The 16,001-nt window shown below is 36.7% G+C and carries 11 protein-coding genes; 8 read left to right on the forward strand and 3 right to left on the reverse strand.

Annotation, left to right across the window (positions count from 1 at the left end; genetic code table 11):
• Positions 1-145: 145 nt before the first annotated feature.
• Entirely contained in the window at positions 146-3,181 is a 3,036-nt protein-coding gene (locus CIL05_RS06635; RefSeq protein ID WP_095654736.1) for a transglycosylase domain-containing protein, read from the reverse strand.
• Positions 3,182-3,608: 427 nt separating this feature from the next.
• Here CIL05_RS06635 and tyrS point away from each other — a divergent pair, with 427 nt between their 5' ends.
• Positions 3,609-4,880, forward strand: coding sequence for a tyrosine--tRNA ligase (gene tyrS, locus CIL05_RS06640; RefSeq protein WP_095654737.1), 1,272 nt, complete (start codon positions 3,609-3,611; stop codon positions 4,878-4,880).
• Positions 4,881-4,970: 90 nt separating this feature from the next.
• Here the strand turns inward: tyrS and rpsD are convergent, their stop codons facing one another.
• Positions 4,971-5,573: a 30S ribosomal protein S4 gene (gene rpsD / locus CIL05_RS06645; protein ID WP_095654738.1), complete on the reverse strand. Its 603-nt coding sequence runs from the start codon at positions 5,571-5,573 to the stop codon at positions 4,971-4,973.
• A gap of 378 nt (positions 5,574-5,951) precedes the next feature.
• Between rpsD and CIL05_RS06650 the strand changes: the two genes are divergently transcribed.
• Positions 5,952-7,778 carry a sensor domain-containing diguanylate cyclase gene (locus tag CIL05_RS06650; RefSeq protein WP_095654739.1) on the forward strand — a complete coding sequence of 609 codons (1,827 nt, stop codon included), beginning with the start codon at positions 5,952-5,954 and terminating at the stop codon, positions 7,776-7,778.
• Between the two features lie 35 nt (positions 7,779-7,813).
• On the opposite strand, the gene CIL05_RS06655 is transcribed toward CIL05_RS06650, so the two are convergent.
• Positions 7,814-8,293: a free L-methionine (R)-S-oxide reductase MsrC gene (locus CIL05_RS06655; RefSeq protein WP_095654740.1), complete on the reverse strand. Its 480-nt coding sequence runs from the start codon at positions 8,291-8,293 to the stop codon at positions 7,814-7,816.
• A 130-nt stretch (positions 8,294-8,423) separates the two neighbouring features.
• Here CIL05_RS06655 and refZ point away from each other — a divergent pair, with 130 nt between their 5' ends.
• From refZ to CIL05_RS06685, 6 genes are all read left to right on the forward strand, one after another.
• Complete coding sequence (gene refZ / locus CIL05_RS06660) at positions 8,424-9,056, forward strand: forespore capture DNA-binding protein RefZ (RefSeq protein WP_095654741.1); 633 nt, start codon at positions 8,424-8,426, stop codon at positions 9,054-9,056.
• A gap of 153 nt (positions 9,057-9,209) precedes the next feature.
• Entirely contained in the window at positions 9,210-10,901 is a 1,692-nt protein-coding gene (gene ezrA, locus CIL05_RS06665; RefSeq protein ID WP_095654742.1) for a septation ring formation regulator EzrA, read from the forward strand.
• A 72-nt stretch (positions 10,902-10,973) separates the two neighbouring features.
• The gene (locus CIL05_RS06670) at positions 10,974-12,113 is read left to right on the forward strand and encodes a cysteine desulfurase family protein (RefSeq protein ID WP_095654743.1); all 1,140 of its coding nucleotides are present in this window, start codon (positions 10,974-10,976) and stop codon (positions 12,111-12,113) included.
• Between the two features lie 6 nt (positions 12,114-12,119).
• Positions 12,120-13,322 carry a tRNA uracil 4-sulfurtransferase ThiI gene (gene thiI / locus CIL05_RS06675; RefSeq protein ID WP_095654744.1) on the forward strand — a complete coding sequence of 401 codons (1,203 nt, stop codon included), beginning with the start codon at positions 12,120-12,122 and terminating at the stop codon, positions 13,320-13,322.
• 649 nt (positions 13,323-13,971) lie between these two features.
• Complete coding sequence (locus CIL05_RS06680) at positions 13,972-14,169, forward strand: alpha/beta-type small acid-soluble spore protein (protein ID WP_095654745.1); 198 nt, start codon at positions 13,972-13,974, stop codon at positions 14,167-14,169.
• 152 nt (positions 14,170-14,321) lie between these two features.
• Complete coding sequence (locus CIL05_RS06685) at positions 14,322-15,926, forward strand: amidohydrolase (RefSeq protein ID WP_095654746.1); 1,605 nt, start codon at positions 14,322-14,324, stop codon at positions 15,924-15,926.
• Positions 15,927-16,001: the final 75 nt, after the last annotated feature.

Consider the following 16,001-nt stretch of genomic DNA (forward strand, 5'->3'; position numbering starts at 1 on the left):
ATTTCACCACCTGTTTAAATATTAGCGCTTTCATAATTCTATTATACAGGATAATGGTGTGAATTTTTAGTCTTAATGAAAATAAGCAATAAAAAAGAAGGGAGGTGGCTCCCTTCAAAGTTAATTGTGGTAGTTATGATACGTTTTAGTTTCCTCCGTTATCAGTACCACCATTTTCATTTCCTGAATCATCTTTGTCTTTACCATCTTCATTTTCTGAACCGTTCCCGTTATCCTTGTTGCCACTGTCGTCATGGCCATTATTGCCGCCACTATCTTCTGGCGGATCTTCGGTGCTGTTATTATCTTCTTTGCTATTATCTTCCTTGCTATTATCGTTATCCTTATTGTCGTTATTGGTTTCCGGTTTTTCAGTATCCGTATCCGGTGTTTCTTCTTCTGGATCAGAAATATCACCAACAATTATTTCCTGTGATGCTGCTGATTCAAGTCCAAAGTAGTCAACAGCTTTTACATGATAAACTGCATCACTGTCACCAATGGAATAGCTTGTGGAGGTTGTGCTGCCAACCCTACTGAAATTACCTCCTGCTTTAGTTGCCCGGTAAATACGATAACCAACAACATCTGTACTTTCCGACTTATTCCATGTTAAATTACTTCCGGATTTATTTAAGCTGCCGGGAACACTTGGAGCTTTGCCGTCATCAGAAACAGCATTTCCGACATCAGCACCGGGAACACCGATCTTTTCCCATTTTTCCCGATTTGTAAGGGGGAAGAGCTCTGATATATTATTTAATCTATCATAACCCATGCGTTCCAAAAATTCCGGATTAAATGCAAGGCCATCTCCCTCGACAAATTCACCAGGGGTGTTTGGACCAGCGACCACAGCTTTTCCATCGACGAGGACAAAGCTTCCTCTAATTAAACTGTCATCTGTCTTGGTCGGTACAAATTTAGCATTAAATAAATCAGTTTGAACCAATCCTGCTTGTGCACATAATTCTGATGGGAGCATACCTGAAATCGCACAATAGCTGCGGGAAACAATTCCCTCTGGACGTTCAAAACTATTTGAAGGTGCCATTAAATCAGGGCGTATATCTGTTGCAGCATTTACAAACGCTGCCCATAGCTTGATATTTCTATGACTATGGTATAACTCACAGGAATCACATTGTAATGAGTCCTGAAATTGATAGCCGAGCCATGATCCGAATGTAACATTTGGGTTTGTACCAACAAAATGTACGTCCCATGTGTCTTGTGAAGTTCCCGTTTTTCCTGCCCAGTCCACATTACGGTATTTCAATTGTGAATTTAAATAATTTCCTGAGCCCCGGCTGATCACATCACGCATCATATCAAGTGTTAAATAACTTGTCTGTGGTGAAAATACATCTACAGGTTTGCTTTTCTGTTCAAAAATAACTTCCCCATCATTTGTAGTGATTTTTTCGATCATATAGCCATCGACGAATTTTCCTTTATTAGCGAAAGTAGTAAAAGCATTTGTGTTTTCTTCTATTGTTATTCCATGCTTCGTGCCACCTATAGCGAGAGCCCGGTTTGCATATTCTTTTTCACCTAATGAAGTTATTCCCATTTTTTCAATATATTGTTCAACAGGATTAGGGTTATCATTCATTACTTTTGAATATGTTTTGAGTGCTGGAATATTATAGGAATGCACTAGATTTTCACGAGCAGATAAGAGTCCATGAAAACGTAAATCAAAGTTCCCTGGTGTATAACCGCCCCATGAAGTCTTCACATCTGCAATTGGTGTTCCAGGCTGGACAGCACCTTTTTCCATTGCCGGTGGATATGCAAGTAATGCCTTCATTGTACTACCATTGGATCTTTCTGCTTGTGTTGCATAGTTGAAATGATCTTTCCCACTACGCTCACGACCACCAAAAAAGCTAATAATTCTGCCTGTACTATTTTCTATTAACATACTGGCAGCTTGGACGGATTGGGTAATCTCTACCTCTCCATCTTCCGTCTTCAATTTGGTGACAGTGTCAGGGCCATAGTGCTGGTAGTTTTTTGCGACTTCCTGAAATGCGTCATAGATTTCTTTATCGATACTTGAATGAATTTCATAGCCTTCTGTACGTAAACTTCTCTCAGCCAATGCATTATATTCATTTCTTAATTCTTCATTGTTTTCAAGATCCTCTTTTGAATAACCATCTTTTTCAGCTAAATAATTCAAGATTTTATCTTTTGCCCTGTCCTGTACTTCAAAAGTTAAAACCGGATACTTTTCGATAGGTGAAGCGGAACCCTCGATGAAGTCTGCAACTAAATCATAGTTGAGTGCTTCGTCATACTCCTCTTTTGAAATATATTCCGACTCATACATTCTGTTTAATACTGTTTTCATTCTATTTAGTCCAGGTTGCAGTCCTTCTTCTTCCTTTAATCCACCGTTATTTGCGAATGGTGTGTAAGCAGAAGGGCTTTGTGGAAGTCCAGCCAGATATGCAGCTTGAGCCAGGTTAACATCTTTGGCATCAATTCCAAAAATCCCCTGAGCAGCCGTCTGGATTCCTGCAATGTTTCCTCCGGATGCATCACGACCGTATGGAACTATATTTAAATAGGCAGCTAATATTTCATCTTTATCAAAAAAGCGTTCCAAACGTAGTGCTAATAATATTTCTTTTGCCTTTCGTTCAAATGATACTTCGTTTGTCAGAATTTGATTTTTAATCAACTGCTGTGTCAATGTACTTCCACCTGTCTTAACATCCGCATTTAATGCTTCCTGCAGGATGGCACGAACAATTGCTTTTGGGACAATCCCTTCATGTTTCTCGAAATACTCATCCTCTGTTGCGATTACGGCATTGATAAGTGAGTCAGAGATCTCTTCTAAAGTAGTTTCTTCCCGGTAAATTTCTGATTGTACATCACCAAAATATATTTTATCTGCAAAATATAATTTTGAAGTTTCTTCATAATTATATATATCCTGTGCCATAACTTCATAGCTTCTGATAGGTTCATCTTTTACAAGGGAAGCAAAATATCCTGCTCCCATCCCCCCTGCGAAAAATGCGCCGATAAAGCCAACTACCAGGAAAAATAGAATTACATTCCAAAAAACGTCATATGTAATCCGGGATGATCGCTGCACTTTACCAGTCTTCCAAATTCCTTTTGTTTTCTTCCAGTATTTATAGAAAAATTGCTTAAATTTCATCGTTAAACCTCCCAAAATTCCACCTTTATTATAGCATAAGTCTGTTTTTGATTGTATTAAAAATTTTACCGGTCTGTTGCTTTTTCGTTAAATATATGATAAGAATGTAACATACCTAATATATTTTAAGCTATGAAGGAATTAGTAGTGTTGCAAATCCCTATTTGAGTGTTTGTTTAATGAAAGAGTAAACATACTCAGCTAAGAGAGCCGGAGTTGGTGAGAACCGGTATATATTTGCAGGCGAATTACAATCTGGAGCAATTTCTTTTTAGATGTATTTCTAAAGAACGGTGGCGACATCGTTAACAATCCCAAGTGGCAAATGATTTGCAACAAGGGTGGTACCGCGTGTTAAACTCGTCCCTTTTATTATGAGGGTGGAGTTTTTTTATTTGTAAAAAATAACTGATGGAGTGTGAAAAGCATGGATATTTTACAGGATTTGGAAACTCGTGGATTAATTCATCAAACAACAGATCGGGAAGGGTTGGAGCAACATTTATCAACAAATCAGGTTACATTATACTGCGGTTTTGATCCAACTGCAGACAGTTTACATATCGGACATTTACTCCCGATAACGATGTTAAAAAGATTTCAAAAAGCAGGCCATAAACCAATCGCTTTAGTTGGTGGAGGAACAGGAATGATCGGTGACCCGAGTGGTCGCACAAGTGAACGCTCATTAAATGAAGGGGAAGTTGTTAAAGAATACAGTGAAAAAATCAGACAGCAGATTGCAAAGTTGCTTGAGTTTGATCAAGGGGAAAATCCGGTTGTAGCCAGAAATAATCATGACTGGTTAGCGAGCATGAACATAATAGATTTTCTACGTGATGCAGGAAAGCATTTTGGCATAAATTATATGCTGGGAAAAGAATCGGTATCTGCACGTATTGAACAAGGAATTACATTTACGGAATTCAGTTACATGATTCTGCAATCACTTGATTACTTAAAATTATATGAACAGGAAAACTGTACACTGCAAATTGGCGGCAGTGATCAGTGGGGTAATATTACTGCTGGTATGGAACTGATTCGTCGTTCAAGAGAGCAGGAAGAAGAGGAAATTAAAGTTTATGGTTTAACAGTTCCTTTAATTACAAAAGCAGACGGAACGAAATTTGGTAAAACAGCAGGTGGGGCTGTTTGGCTGGACCCGGAGAAAACAAGTCCTTATGAATTTTACCAATTCTGGATCAATACTGATGATCGTGATGTCATGAAGTTTATCCGCTACTTTACATTCCTTCCTGAAAATGAGATAGAGCAACTGCAGGATGAAATAACAAACCAGCCGGAAAAACGTAAAGCACAAAAACGATTAGCTGAAGAAATGACAAGCGTTGTGCATAGTGATGAAGCACTCGAGCAGGCACAAAAGATTTCGGCATCACTGTTTAGTGGTGATCTTAAGCAATTATCTGCAAGTGATATCAAGCAGGGATTTAAAGATGTTCCAACATATCAAGCAGCCAAAGAGGATATTGGATTAATTGATCTGTTAGTAAATGCATCTATTTCTTCATCTAAAAGACAAGCCAGGGAAGATGTAGGAAATGGAGCAATATATATTAATGGAGAAAGAATACAGGATCTGCAATATACCGTAAATGATGATGATCGCATTGAAGGAAAGTTTACAATTATTCGCCGCGGGAAGAAAAAGTATTCACTGATCAGTTACAAATAAATAGATAAATAATGGAAAAGGATATGAATGATGATTGTCCTTTTCCATAATAAAAAAACTGCTCACAAATTGTGAACAGTTTTTTGTCTATTATCTTGAGTAGTACTCAACGATAAGAGCTTCATTGATTTCTGCTGGAAGCTCAGAGCGCTCCGGAAGGCGAGTAAATGAACCTTCCATTTTATCTGCGTCAAAAGTTAGATATTCGGGAACAAAGTTGTTTACTTCCAATGCTTCCTCGATGATATCCAATTTTTTCGCTTTTTCACGCAAGCCAACTACTTGACCTGGCTTTACGCGGTATGATGGAATATCAACACGTCCACCATCTACTGTGACATGACCATGGTTTACAAGCTGACGTGCTTGTGCACGAGTACGAGCAAGTCCCAGGCGGTAAACAAGGTTATCAAGGCGAGCATCAAGTAAAATCATGAAGTTCTCACCATGAATACCTTTCATTTTACCAGCTTGATCAAACAAGTTACGGAATTGACGTTCTGTCAAACCATACATGAAGCGCAATTTTTGCTTCTCTTGTAATTGTAAACCATATTCAGATATTTTTCTTCTTGAGTTCGGTCCATGTTGACCAGGAGCGTAAGGGCGTTTATCTAATTCCTTACCAGTTCCAGTTAATGAAATGCCAAGCCGACGGGATTTTTTCCATACTGATCCAGTATAACGAGCCATAAGACATTTCCTCCTTTATTATTTTATTTGCATAAAATAAAACGACCGTGATTCTAAACGTTGTCCATTATGTTTTCATGTACCATCGCTCCAGCAGCAGAGAGTTACACGATACACCTCTTAGTTGATAGAAATTCAAGCTTAGTATGAGGAACAAAATGGGTTCAAGCGCCGATCCACATAGGCTACCTTATTATTTTACACAAAGAATATTATATAAGTTATACACTTATAAGTCAACTAAAAAAATAATATGTGTCATTTTTGATTATTTATAGGAAAATAGAACTAGTTGATATATAATAAAGGTACAATAGGCATGTTTTAATGTACATATAATGACGACAAAACATTTTAGTTGATGATGGGTGATAAATAATGAATAGAAAAGAAAAGCTGCATAATAAATTAAATAGCGTATATTTTGATTTGTTGGCTAATATTGGAACTTATCGATATGAACAATTTCTATCATTGATGGCAACAGAAATAAAAACATTACTACATGCACCATATACAGCGTTTTACCTTTATGATAACTGGAGTAAAACATACAGTCTAGTAACGGATTCAATTGCTGAAGAAAAGCTGTTGCATAAAAATGTAAAGTTGGAAACTGATTCTTATAGCGAAACTGATTTTTTACAAGGTAGTCCTGAGGGCATGGAAACATGTTTGATCCCTTTGAGCCTGAAGCATGAATCCCATGGGTTTTTAATTATTTTAAACGACAATAATAAGGATTTGCACTCCAATGGTATAGCTGATCTTCTAAAGAAAGAAACGGAGAACGTACTTGGTGTCATTCATCAATATCATATCAATGAAACAAATGATTTAAACAATCGATTACTATTTGCATTTGCCACAAAGGTTTTTCCATCAACAAATCGAACCGATATATTAAAGGAAATAATTAACGTGTTAAAGAATCGCTATCCGGAGTTTTCATACAATCTCTTATTATCACAGGATAATGAAGCAGATAGTTCTTTGCCAATTCAAACAATTGAATATAGTGATGCTGTAACCAAGCGTATGAGTACACAGGCTTTTTTAACCGGTGTTGTACAAATCGAGGACCAGGTAAATGAGAAGCAGACTTGCATCTATGCACCACTATCTGGCAAGCAGGCTGTTTATGGTGTATTAAAGATAATATCGCCGGAGCTGGAGGTCTTTTCGGAGCAGGAAATAAAATTCATTGAAAAATTTGCAGAAACTGCTGGAAAAGCAATTGAAAATGCTACACTGTATCAGCACTCAGAACACCATGTATCCAATTTGAAACTAATTAATGAAACTACACAAAAGCTGAATTCTAATTTAAAACTATCGGAAATTACGAAATTGGTTAGAAATCAAATTTTATGGTCAAGCCATGCATCGCAAGTTGGAATTATTTATTATAATGAGGAATCGAATCAAAAGTTTGATATTCTGACAGAAAGTACGGCATATTTCAATACAAAAAAAGGACATTCATTTGTAAATCATTTATCTGAATCAATAAATATAGAAGCCTTATTTAGTGGGGACTATAGAAGTAACGAATCCTTCCCTTATCGTTCGGTTATGGCAATTCCAATGTCTCAATCAGGGACAGTTCATGGTTTAATTGTTGTCATGCATGAGGAATCCTACTTTTTCTCTTTTGAAACATTTAAACTGGTTCAATCGCTTGTGCAACATTCTACACTGGCTTTTATGAATACGATTTTAAAAGATAAATTGGAAAAAGCGGTGATTACAGATTATCTTACAAAGCTATATTCAAGGAGCTATTTGGAAGAAAAAATTAATCAGCATATGGAAACAGATGAAAATGGCGTACTAATTTTATTTGATATTGATGATTTTAAGCGAATCAATGATAAGTATGGCCATCATGTAGGTGATGAGGTACTTAAGCAAATTGCTTCTATTATGAAGCAACATATCGAAAGTGAAGATGTACCCGCAAGATGGGGTGGGGAAGAATTAGCAATATATTTACCTGCCACCACGATTCAGGAAGGCTTTCAAATTGCAGGAGTAATTAGTAAGCAGGTGGAGGAAAACACAAAACCAACTGTCACCCTTTCTAGTGGGGTTTCTTCGTGGGTTAATGGGGTACTAGATACAGTAAGTGATTTGTTTATTCGAACAGATAAAGCACTTTATGAAGCAAAAGGTGCTGGGAAAAATAGTGTTGTGCAGAGATAGAAGCGGCTAATAGAAATAGCCGCTTCTTCACAGGCTTATAAAAATTCAATTAATACTTGGACAAATTTTTCAAGATATTGCTGATCTGTTTCATCAAATCGATCAGTGATAGGACTATCAATATCCAGTACACCATAAACACTGTCGTTGATTATTATTGGTACAACGATTTCCGATCTGCTTGCACTGTCACATGCAATATGACCTGGAAACGTCATTACATCATCCACAAGTTGTGTTTCACGTTCTTTAACTGCTGCACCGCATACCCCTTTACCAGATGCTATTCGAATACATGCGGGTAATCCCTGAAATGGGCCCAGTACCAATTCATTCTCTTTCCAAAGATAAAAACCGACCCAATTAACCTCAGCCAAAAATTGGTTTAGCAATGCTGAAGCATTTGATAGAATAGCAATAGAATCTGTTTCGTCTTCACTTAAAGCATGTAATTGTTTGATCAGCAATTCATAATCTTTTGCCTTGCTTCCTGAGTATGCTGTAGCTTGAAACATATAAAATACCTCCCAAAAGTAAATTTGATAAAATAATAGAACATTCGACAACAGGTGTTTTAATTGTCGAGAGAAAAATGCAGGATAAATATACTATACGTCGTAATTTAGAAGTAAGGAGTTGAAAATGATGAAACGAAAAACGTCCAAACAAAAAGTGATCGATGCTGCCTCTTCTTTGTTCTTTCAAAATGGATTTCATGGAACGTCTGTCAGGGATATTGCAGATAAAGCATCAGTAAATGTATCGTTGATCAGTTACTACTTCAAAGGAAAACAAGGACTCCTGGAATATGCTGTTACACAGTACTATGAAGAATATTTAAAAACAATCGAAGAATCATTACAGCAAACAGAATCATTTATTCCTCTGGAAAAATTAAAGAACCTAATTTTTACTATTATACATTATAAACAAAGCCATCATCAATTCTCATGTTTTATTCACCGTGAATTAACCCTTGACTCGGTATTTGTAAGGGAAATGGCAGTAACTTATTTGGCAAAGGAAAATCATTATGTCAGTAAAACATTTTTCAGTACTTTAAATAATAAGAAGAATAATGAAGAAAACCAATATTTACTGATGCAATTAAAAGGGATGTTAATTACACCATATATTTTACATAATGAATGGAAAAATCATGTGATTGGTAATTATTCACATAATATATTTGTAAAAAAATATGTAAAAACAATTCATCAATGGCTGGATTTTATCATTCTTCAGGAGAAGGAAATCCTAGAGAATAATAGATATTAGTGAAATTTTTGGCGAAATGCAAATTTATTTGTATAATTTTAGCCAAAAGTGCCATTTACATGGTATTATAAATAATATATTTTAAAATTAAACTAATATAAAAATAATACCTGTCCTTCGATAAATTATAGAAATATAGTGAGGAGGAATTCTATGGCATATACTATTGGAATTATACTAGTAATTATCGCATTAATAATTATTGGACTTATTTTACGAAAACGGGTATACGATGTTGTGGATAAATATGAAGCCTGGAAAATGGACATTATGGGTCGTAATATTGCCTCACAACTCGGACGAATTAAAGCTTTAAATTTATCTGGTGAAACTCAAGTGAAATTTGAAACATGGAAAGAACGTTGGGAATTCATTGTTACAAAGGAATTGCCTGATATTGAGGAATATTTATTTGATGCAGAGGAAGCGGCAGATCGGTATCGTTTTTCCAAGGCTAAGAAAACGCTGAATAAGGTGGAGCAGGTTTTGCAATCGATCGAAAACGATATTGAAAAAATGCTGCAGGAACTCGATCAACTAATGGAATCAGAGGAAACCAGTCGCAAGGAAATAGAAGAGTTACAGCCAGCGATTAAGAGTTTACGTAAACAGGTTTCACAAAATCGTTACCAATACGGAAAAGCAGAATATCACTTTGATGTAGTAATTGATGAACACGAAGAAAAACTTAGTAAATATCATGAGTTAACCGAAGCCGGAGATTATTCCGAAGCAAAGGAATTAGTAGATACATTGAAGGATGACATAGAAGAGCTGGAGTCTCAGATCCAGAGGTTTCCAGAGATTTTCAGACTGTGTAAACATGATCTGCCAGCCCAATTAGATAATCTATACTCCGGGCTTACAGGAATGAAAGAAGATGGATACAGGGTTGAGCATCTGTCCTTCGAAAAAGAAATCCGTACATATCAGGAACGATTGCTGGATACTGTTTCTACACTGGAAAGTGGAGATATGTCAAATGTAGAAGAAGTAATTACTGATATTGAAGAAAGAATCAAAGAAATGTATCAACTTCTGGAAAAAGAAGCAATTGCAAAAAGTTATTTAGAAACAAAAGTACCAATGTATCAGGAAAATCTATATGATTTAAGCAATACCTTCTATCATACAAAAGAGGAAGTTGAGAAATTAAAACAAGCATACTATTTTGAAGATAGTGATATGGAAAGGTACTTATCCCTGGAAAAAACCATAACAAATTTAAAAACAAAATTGGAAGAACTTTCTTATGAGATGGAAAATGAGGATACAGCCCATTCTGAATTACGTGAGCAGGTAGAGCTTGGTTTTCAGCAAATAGAGGACTTGCAGCAGAAGCATGAAGAGTTTACAAAGCGTATTCATAACCTGCGCAAGGATGAACTAGAGGCTAAAGATAAGTTGATTGAGATGAGAGATCAGCTTCAGGATGTAAATCGTAAATTAAAGAAGAGCAATATACCCGGAGTTCCGAATTTTATATGGAGTTTAATGGAAACAGCTTCGAATAAAAATACGCATGTTATTAAAGCATTGGAAAAAACACCACTGGATATGGGTGAAGTACAGCAGGCATTAAATACAGCAAAAAATGCTGTTGACCAGGCAATTGAAAAAACTGATATGATGCTTGAGCAGGCATATTTGACGGAACAAGTTATCCAATATGCGAATAGGTATCGAAGTAAGTATCCAATTCTGGCAGCAAAATTGTCGGAATCAGAGCGGTTATTTAGGGTCTATGAGTATGAGCTATCCCTGGAGCAGGCTGCAAAAGCTATCGAGGAAATCGAACCAGGTGCATTAAAGCGAATTGAGGAATATCAGGAAGCAGTAAATTAAATAAATAAGTATTTTCTTAGAGGAAGGATATTATATAATATCCTTTTCTTTATGGTGTAAGGAGTTAATTATATGATTTATTTAGACAATAGTGCAACAACGAAACCTAATCCAGCAGTACTTAAGAGCTTTGAACAGGTTACAGAAAGGTTCTTTGCAAATCCTTCTTCCATTCATCAATTTGGTGGAGAAGCGGAGCGGCTGTTGATGAAGGCTAGAAACCAGGCTGCTGAGATGCTTGGTGTCGGTCAAAATGAAATTATTTTTACTTCAGGTGGTACAGAAGGAAATAACATAGCTATTAAAGGAATTGCATTAGAGCATCAGAACAGAGGGAAACATATCATTACAACTGAAATTGAACACCCATCTGTTTATGATGCTTGCAGTAGTTTAAAGGCATTGGGTTTTGAGATTACCTATTTACCTGTTGATCATAATGGTGTAATATCATTAACGGATTTAAAAAATAGCATTCGAAAAGATACGATTTTAATTAGTATCATGCATGTAAATAATGAAACAGGTTCCATTCAGCCCATTGAAGAAATCGGAAAAATTGCAAAAGAACATCCGAAGCTCTTTTTTCATGTAGATGATGTACAGGGACTGGGTAAGGTTCCATTGCAGCTACCTGAAAGCGGAATAGATTTATGTACATTTTCGGGACATAAAATTCATGGTCTGAAAGGCACAGGCATTTTATATGTTAATAATCGAACAACATTATTTCCGTTATTTCATGGGGGAAATCAAGAAAACGCGATTCGTTCCGGTACTGAAAATTTAGCTGGTGCTGTAGCCATGGTTAAAGCATTGCGGTTAATAAAAGAGCGGGAGAAGGAAGAATTAAATAATTTATACGAATTACAAAAATACCTTCTGGATGAAATTAACAGGCTCGAAGGAGTGGTGATGAATACGCCGCTTCACAGTGCTCCTCATATTATCAATATCTCCGTTCCGGGAATCAAGCCTGAAGTGATTATTCATATGCTGGGGGAAAAAGATATTTATATTTCAACAAAATCTGCATGCTCTTCCAAGCAAAAGGATGAAAGCAAGGTACTTACGGCATGCGGATTTAATAAAGAAAGATCCATCTCTGCACTTCGAATAAGTTTGTCATATGATACATCCAAATCAGAAATCAGACAATTTATTCATGCATTGAAAATAGCAGTTAACCAATTCAAAGAAGTAATGGAGTAGATAATTATGCAATATGATCATATTTTAATCCGATATGGAGAAATGGCGTTAAAAGGTAAAAATATAAAGAAGTTTATTGTAAAGCTGCAGGAAAATATTCAGCATAAAATAAAAGACTTTCCAGAAGCAAAAGTCAAACGTACACAAGGTAGAATGTTTGTACTGCTGGGTGGTCATGACCCTGAACCAATAATTGAAAAATGTAAACATATATTTGGTATCCAAAGCTTAAGTCTGGCAATCAAAGTTGACAATGAACTTGAAGCAATAAAGGATGCGGCATTATATGCATTAGAAAATAGTGAGGATACACGCAAATTTAAAGTGACTGTTAAACGAATAAATAAAGATTTCCCAGTTCGTTCGCAGGACATGAATCAGATTTTAGGCGGGCATTTGTTAAGTAATACAAATAATATTACTGTTGATGTTCATAACCCGGATTTGGAGATTAAGGTGGAAATCAGACTGGAAGCGACATATATCACCTCAAGTGTAATTCCAGGGTTAGGTGGTTTACCTGTTGGAACATCCGGAAAATCATTACTATTATTATCAGGTGGGATTGACAGCCCTGTTGCTGGTTATCTGGCAATGAAGCGTGGTGTTCAAATTGAGGCGATCCATTTTCATTCTCCACCATTTACAAGTGATCGTGCCAAACAAAAGGTACTTGATCTTGCCAAGCAGTTAACAGGATACGGTAAATCCGTAAAAATCCATATTGTTCCATTTACGAAACTGCAGCAGGAAATTTTTCGCGAAATGCCCGATGGTTATGCCATGACAATTATGCGGCGTATGATGATGCGAATAAGTGAAAAAGTCTGCAGGAATGAATCGATTTTATCAATGACCACAGGTGAAAATCTTGGACAGGTTGCCAGCCAGACAATGGAGAGCATGAATACAATCAATGAGGTTACCAATTATCCAATTATACGTCCATTGATAACGATGGATAAAACTGAAATCATAAAGATATCGCAGGAGATTGGAACATACGAAACATCCATCCTGCCATATGAAGATTGTTGCACCATTTTTGTTCCAAAATCACCAAAAACAAAACCAAAAAGAGAGAAAGTAAACGTATATGAATCAAAGAAGGATTTTACTGATTTAATCGAAGATGCTGTGGCTGGAATAGAAGTAGTAAAGGTTACAGATCAAAAAGATTTGGATAGTGTGTTTGAAGATCTTTTATAAGATGGCAGTTTTCTAAATTGGGACTGCGGTTACTCGTACCCTCAAAATTGTTTTTGTCATAAAAAATATAGAAGGCGCCGTATGCGTTTGGTCGTTTTCCGCTGCGGACCGTTGCTTTCCGCGGGCACGGCTTCAGCCTCCTCGAGAAAACCACTCTGCGGGGTCTTCAGACACGTGCTATTCCCGCAGGAGTCAACGGTCCTACGCTCCAAACAACCGCTATAAAAGTGTAACTATTTATTTGAATTAATCGAGATCTTTTTTAAATTGCAAACCACACTTCCAGCGGAGGAAACACATGGAGACTCCTTGAAAAAGAAAAGCACTTTTTCTGCGTGCGATGTTTCGCTTAGGTAGTCTTCCTTATCCTGCGGGAGGAAAGGCATAGGTGAGACCCCACAGTGCGTAGCACGAGGAGGCTCACCAGCCGCCCTAAGGTCCGCGAAATGTGTTTCCGTAGCGGTCGATGTGACCTACTACCATTGATTTTTTACGTTGTCTTTTATATCAACTATGGTGCAGAATAGCAATAATCTATACGAAAAAAGCCTATAAAATTTAGTTAAACTAGCAACAACTACCAGTTATTTGTATGAATGAATTCGCTTTTTGTTACACATTCTAAGGTGTACCAAGGAGGTGAACTAACATGGCAAATAACAATTCAAACCAATTAGTAGTTCCTGGTGTTCAACAAGCTTTGGACCAAATGAAATATGAAATTGCTCAGGAATTTGGTGTGCAACTTGGGCCTGATTCAACATCTAGATCTAATGGCTCTGTTGGTGGAGAAATTACGAAACGACTTGTTTCTGCGGCTGAACAGCAATTCGGTGGTAGTCAATAACAAAAACTAAATAATAAAATGGCTATAGGGCTATTCCTAAAAAAGGAGTAGCCCTTTTAATATGTTAGAACCCATCTATTTGTTTTTCTTGATTAATATAATTGGTAGGAGTAAAGTTTTCTACAGGAGTTTGAATTGGGAGGAATGTTTTAATGGGGATTCTTTGGTTTGGTGGTTCCATTTATACACTGGAAAATGCAAGAGAAGCTGTTGAAGCTGTTTATACGGAAAATGATGAAATTAAAGCAGTTGGTACATATGAAAAGCTATACCATGAACATTATAAAAACATTGATAAAGAAATGAATTTACAGGGGAAAACGATGCTACCAGGATTGGTGGATAGTCATCTGCATATTATCATGCATGGTGAAAAGCTGCTGCGGTTGGATTTATCACAAATGAAATCTGCAGAAGAAGTAAAAGAAGCATTACGTAACAGAATGGCCAATCTTGCTGAAGGGGAATGGTTAGTTGGAGAAGGCTGGAATGAAAATCAGTGGGACGATCCTTCCATCATCCATAAATCAGAGTTGGATGAGATTTGTCCAGATAATCCGATGATGCTAACGAGGGTTTGCAGACATGCTATTCTTACTAACTCAAAAGCAATGCAACTAGCCAATCTTAATAAACAGACCCCAAATCCCCAGGGTGGAATTATTGTCCGGGATGAGCAAGGGGATACAACTGGTTATTTACTGGATACTGCACAGGAAATAATTAAACAAGCCATGCCAGGTGTATCTCAAAATTATTTGGAGCAAGTAATTAAAATTGCTGTTGATGATTTAATATCCAAAGGACTGGTAGGGGGACATAGTGAAGACCTGAATTACTACGGCGGCTTTCTTAAAACCTATAATGCTTTTAAAAATGCACTAAACGATGATAATAAAAAATTTAAAGCTCATCTGCTTGTCCATCATGAGGTTATGGAAGATATGGTAAATGAAAAATTAGGATATTTAGATGGTACAGCAAATGTTGAATTGGGTGCAGTGAAAATTTTCTCTGATGGCGCACTTGGTGGAAGGACAGCCTGGTTAACAGAGAGTTACTCTGACGACATTGGAAATAAGGGTGTAGCCATTCACAGTCAGAATTCACTGGAACAACTAGTAAGAGACGCACGTCAATATGGGCTGCCGATTGCGGTACATGCTATTGGTGATAAAGCAGTTGACGAAATAACAAATATAATAAAAAAATACCCATTAACAAACGGTGCAAGGGATCGAATTATTCATGGGCAAATTTTAAATAAACAATCCCTGCAAATGCTTCAGAAGCTTCCGGTAGTTGTTGATATTCAACCATCCTTTGTGACTTCAGATTTTCCGTGGGTGATTGACCGGATCGGTGAAAGCAGAATTCCATTGGCTTATGCCTGGAAAACCATGTTGAATAATAAAGTCCATTGTGCAGGCGGTTCTGACGCTCCAATCGAGGAAGTTAGTCCATTATTGGGAATTCAAGCTGCAGTTGAACGAAAGTCTTCGATTGACGGGAAAGTTTATAATGAAGCGGAAAGACTGTCAATATATGAAGCAATCCAGTTATATACAAGCGGAAGTGCTTATGCTGTCAAACAGGAACATGAGAGAGGATTAATTGCTAAAGGGTTTAAAGCTGATTTTACAATTTTAGAAGAAGATGTATTTAAAGTTGAAACAGACAAAATACATGAAATAGATGTAGCAATAACCGTAATTGATGGTGACATAGTGTATGAAAAAAATCCTTCTCAGAGCTGAATGAGAAGGATTTTTTCTGTTTAAAGAGGATGTTCAAAAAGTCCGGTAAAAATGACACATCGAATTTCTTCGTTG

Origin of the sequence: Virgibacillus profundi (genome assembly GCF_002287375.1) — a bacterium.
Lineage (GTDB): Bacteria > Bacillota > Bacilli > Bacillales > Amphibacillaceae > Virgibacillus_K > Virgibacillus_K profundi.

Bases quoted from the DNA above. Each gene is read 5' to 3' on its own strand.
- rpsD (WP_095654738.1), bottom strand. From the start codon at position 5,573: ATGGCTCGTTATACTGGATCAGTATGGAAAAAATCCCGTCGGCTTGGC.
- CIL05_RS06685 (WP_095654746.1), top strand. From the start codon at position 14,322: ATGGGGATTCTTTGGTTTGGTGGTTCCATTTATACACTGGAAAATGCA.
- CIL05_RS06655 (WP_095654740.1), bottom strand. From the start codon at position 8,293: ATGTTTCAAGCTACAGCATACTCAGGAAGCAAGGCAAAAGATTATGAA.
- tyrS (WP_095654737.1), top strand. From the start codon at position 3,609: ATGGATATTTTACAGGATTTGGAAACTCGTGGATTAATTCATCAAACA.
- refZ (WP_095654741.1), top strand. From the start codon at position 8,424: ATGAAACGAAAAACGTCCAAACAAAAAGTGATCGATGCTGCCTCTTCT.
- CIL05_RS06670 (WP_095654743.1), top strand. From the start codon at position 10,974: ATGATTTATTTAGACAATAGTGCAACAACGAAACCTAATCCAGCAGTA.
- CIL05_RS06680 (WP_095654745.1), top strand. From the start codon at position 13,972: ATGGCAAATAACAATTCAAACCAATTAGTAGTTCCTGGTGTTCAACAA.
- CIL05_RS06635 (WP_095654736.1), bottom strand. From the start codon at position 3,181: ATGAAATTTAAGCAATTTTTCTATAAATACTGGAAGAAAACAAAAGGA.
- ezrA (WP_095654742.1), top strand. From the start codon at position 9,210: ATGGCATATACTATTGGAATTATACTAGTAATTATCGCATTAATAATT.
- CIL05_RS06650 (WP_095654739.1), top strand. From the start codon at position 5,952: ATGAATAGAAAAGAAAAGCTGCATAATAAATTAAATAGCGTATATTTT.
- thiI (WP_095654744.1), top strand. From the start codon at position 12,120: ATGCAATATGATCATATTTTAATCCGATATGGAGAAATGGCGTTAAAA.